The organism is Streptomyces sp. NPDC017991 (assembly GCF_044328075.1).
Lineage (GTDB): Bacteria > Actinomycetota > Actinomycetes > Streptomycetales > Streptomycetaceae > Streptomyces.
The window spans coordinates 1-4,401 of record NZ_JBIRGP010000045.1 but is presented as its reverse complement, the minus strand read 5'-3'; the positions used below and the strand labels follow the sequence as shown (position 1 = coordinate 4,401).

The 4,401-nt window shown below is 71.1% G+C and carries 1 protein-coding gene; it reads right to left on the bottom strand.

The window, feature by feature from the left end; genetic code table 11:
* Positions 1–4,401, bottom strand: a 4,401-nt coding sequence (locus tag ACH4DZ_RS44945; protein WP_398295602.1) for a beta-ketoacyl synthase N-terminal-like domain-containing protein, incomplete at both ends; no start/stop codon positions are given.

Here is a 4,401-nt window from a genome sequence, read left to right as displayed (position 1 = left end):
CAGCTCCGGGTGTTCCTGGAGGAACTGCAGAAGCCGGGCGGCCTGGGCCGTCGCCGCCTCCCGGTCACGTCCGGACACCAGCCAGGGCACCGGCGACGTCGTCCCGGTCGACCGTCCGTCGTCCTCGGCCGAAGCCGGAGCATGAGCCGGTGCGGGAGCCGGAGCCGGAGCCGCTGCGGGAGCCGCTGCGGGAGCCGCTGCGGGAGCCGCTTCGATGATGACGTGGGCGTTGGTGCCGCTGATCCCGAACGAGGAGACCCCCGCCCGCCGCGGACGACCCTCCACCTCCGGCCACTCACGCGCCTCAGTCAACAGCTCCACCCGCCCCGCCGACCAGTCCACCTGCGAGGACGGAGCATCCACATGCAGCGTGCGCGGCAGCACCCCATGGTGCATCGCCTGGACCATCTTGATGATGCCCGCGACTCCGGCGGCGGCCTGCGCGTGTCCCATGTTCGACTTGATGGACCCCAGCCACAACGGCGGGCTGTCCTGCGGACGATCCTGCCCGTACGTCGCCAGCAGCGCCTGCGCCTCGATCGGATCGCCCAGCGTCGTCCCCGTGCCGTGCGCCTCCACCGCGTCCACAACGCCCGTGCCGAGACCGGCGGTGGCCAACGCCTGCCGGATGACCCGCTGTTGGGACGGTCCGTTCGGTGCGGTCAGACCGTTCGAGGCACCGTCCTGGTTCACCGCGGAGCCACGGACGACCGCCAGCACCGGATGACCGTTGCGGCGGGCGTCCGACAGCCGCTCCACGAGCAGGACGCCCACCCCCTCGGCCCAACCCGCGCCGTCGGCGGCGTCCGAGAACGACTTGCAGCGGCCGTCCGCGGCAAGGCCCCGCTGTCGGCTGAACTCCACGAACATGTTCGGCGTACTCATCACCGTCACGCCGCCTGCCAGTGCCAGGGAGCACTCACCGGAGCGCAGTGCCTGCGCGGCCAGGTGCAGTGCCACCAGCGAGGACGAGCAGGCCGTGTCGATGGTCACCGCCGGCCCCTCCAGGCCGAACACGTAGGAGACCCGGCCGGAGACCAGGCTTCCGCCACTGGTGCTGGCGGTATCGGCCCGGAACCCGTAGTCGTGGTACATGAGGCCGGTGAAGACACCGGTCCGGCTGCCACGCATCGTGTGCGGATCGATCCCCGCACGCTCGAACACCTCCCACGACGCCTCCAACAACAACCGCTGCTGCGGATCAGTGTCCGCCGCCTCCCTCGGCGAAATGGCGAAGAAATCAGCGTCGAACTCCGCCGCGTCATAAAGGAACCCACCCTCCCGCGCGATGGTCTTCCCCGGCTTCCCCGGCTCAGGATGATAGATACCCTCCACATCCCAGCCCCGGTCCACCGGAAACGCCGACACCGCGTCAACACCGTCCGCCACCAACCGCCACAGATCATCAGGCGACGCCACACCACCCGGATAACGGCACGCCATCCCCACGATCACCACCGGATCGTCGTCAGCCGCCACCACTGCCGGGACCTCCGCGGCCGAGCCCGCCGCGACACCACCCGTTTCGCCCTGCAACTCGGTGTCCAGGTAGGCGGCCACAGCCCGGGCCGTCGGGTGGTCGAACACCAGCGTCGCCGGAAGAGCCAGACCGGTCTCGGCCCGCAACGCGTTCCGCAACTCCACCGCCGACAGGGAATCGAAACCCAGCTCCTTGAACGCCCGATCTGCCTCGACGGCCTTCGGCGAGGCATGACCGAGCACCCCCGCCACCTGGGTCCGTACGAGTGCGAGGAGGGTGGCGGCACGCTCCTCAGCGGTCGATCCGGTCAGGCGTATGCGCAGGGAGCTCTCCGTCCGGGCGCGGGCGGCACGGCGGGTTCCGCCGGTCAGCCCGCGCAGCAGAGCCGGAACGTCGTCGCCCCGGGCCCGCAACGCCGCCCGGTCCAGGCGGAGCGGCATCAGTACGGCGTCGTCCGTACGCAGCGCGGCATCGAACAGTTCCAGGCCCTTGTCGGCCGGCATCGCGGGCATGCCCAGGCGGGCCAGCCGGTCCGCGTCGGCCGGGTCCACGCCTGTGTCGACGTCCCAGAGGCCGAACGCCAACGACGTCCCCAGCAACCCCTCACCACGCCGATACACGGCCAACGCGTCCAAGAACACATTCGCCGCCGCATAACCACCCTGCCCCGCCGCCAGCAACGACCCACCCACCGACGAGAACAACACAAACGCCGACAACCCCATATCCCGCGTCAACTCATGCAAATACCAAGCCCCATCAACCTTCGCACCCAACACCCCATCCACCCGACCCGCAGACAACGAACCCACCAACCCGTTGTCCACCACACCCGCCGCATGCACCACACCCGACCACACACGACCCGACACCAGCGCCACCACCGCACCCCGGTCCGACACATCACAGGCCACCACCTCGACCTCAGCACCCAACCCCGTCAACTCCGCACACAACTCAGAAGCACCCGGCGCCCCCACACCCCGACGACCCACCAACACAAGACGCCGCACACCATGCACAACAACAAGATGCCGAGCCACCAACGCACCCAACCCACCCGTACCACCCGTCACCAACACCCACCCCGAACCCCACCCACCCCACACCGACGACACCACCGACGACACCACCGGCTCGACGCCGGGTGTGTTGGGTACGCGTGACGTGTCGGTCTCGACGAGCCGCGGTACCCGCAACTCCCCTTCGCGTACGGCCACTTCGGGCTCGCCCGACAGGATCGCCGCGGGCAGGATGTCGAGTGAGGCACCCAGGCCGTCCACGTCTGCGAGGACGAAGCGGCCGGGGTTCTCGGCCTGGGCCGCGCGCAGCAGCCCCTGAACCGGTGCCTGGACCAGCGTGGGTCCATAGGTGACCACCGCCAGGCGGGACGCGGCGAACCGCTCGTCGGCCAGCCATCCCTGGACGACGTCCAGTGCCTGGTGTGTCAGCGTGTGGACGGCCGCCGGGACGTCCCCGGTGCCTGTGGGCAGCGACCAGAGCACGACGTCGGGGACCTCCGCCGCGCCCAGCGCGGTCAGGTCCGCGTACGCGGGTACGTCGGCCGGCAGTCCTGCCCGGTCGGTACCCAGTACCGCCCAGCGGGCGGTGGCGGAGCGGTTCACCGGAAGCGGGGTCCACTCCGTCCGCAGCAGCACGTCGCCGCGCCCGCCCGCGCGGGCACCCGCATGGCCGGTCAGGTCGGACGACATCGGCCGGGATGCCAGCGACTCGACGGTGAGGACCGGATGTCCGCTCTCGTCGGTCACGGTCATGCGCGTGGGCCCGTCGTCGCGCCCCAGCCTGGTGTGCACCCGGATCGCGGACGCGCCGGAGGCATGCAGGGTCACGCCGGTCCACTCGAAGGGCAGCAGCGTCCGGCCGCCCCGCCGATCCGTGTCGAGCAGTTCGGCATGCATGCCGGCGTCGAGCAGAGCCGGGTGGAGACCGAACAGTGCCGCGTCGGCCCGCGCCTCATCGGGCAGGACGGCCTCGGTGTACAGGTCGTCCCCGCGCCGCCACGCCGCCCGCAGTCCCTGGAACACGGGTCCGTACGCGTAGCCCTCGTCGCGGAGGCGTTCGTATGCCTCGGCCAGATCCACCGGGGCGGCGCCCGCGGGCGGCCATGTGCTGAGGTCAGGCGCCAGGGACGGGGTCGGGGAGCCGGTGCCGACCGTGCCGTCGGCGTGCCGTGTCCAGTCCTCGCCGGACGGGGCGTCCTCGCGCCGGGAATGGACGCTCACCCGGCGGTCGCCGGACGCGTCGGCCGCGCCGACCACGACCCGTACCGCGACACCGCAGTGCTCCGGCAGCACCAGGGGCGCCCCGAGTGTCAGCTCCCGCAGGACGTCGCAGCCGACCTCGTCTCCGGCCCGGATCGCCAGTTCCACGAACGCGCTGCCCGGCAGCAGTACGGTGCCCAGCACCTCGTGGTCGGCCAGCCACGGCCGGGTGGCCGTCGACAGCCTGCCCGTCAGCACCACGCCACCGGAGTTCGGTGTCGTCACCACGGCGCCGAGGAGCGGGTGGTCCGCCGGGTCGAGCCCGACGGAGGAGACGTCGGAGTCCTGGACGGTGGAGTCGAGCCAGAACGTCTCGTGCCGGAACGCGTAGGTGGGCAGTTCGACCGGTCGCGCGTCCCGGTCCGCGAACACGGCCCGCCAGTCGACGGACACGCCCGCCGCGTGCAGCTGTCCGACGGCGAGGAGGAGCGCTTCGGGCTCCGGGCGGTCCTTCCGCTGCGTCGCCACCAGAACACTGGTGCCAGTGCCAATATCAATGCCACTGCCGGTGTCGACTTCGGCTTCGGCTTGTACGCACTGCCGCGCCATCGCGGTCAGTACGCCGTCGGGCCCCAGCTCCACGTACCGGGTGACACCCTCCGACTCCAAGTGCCGTACGCAGTCGGCGAATCGAACCGC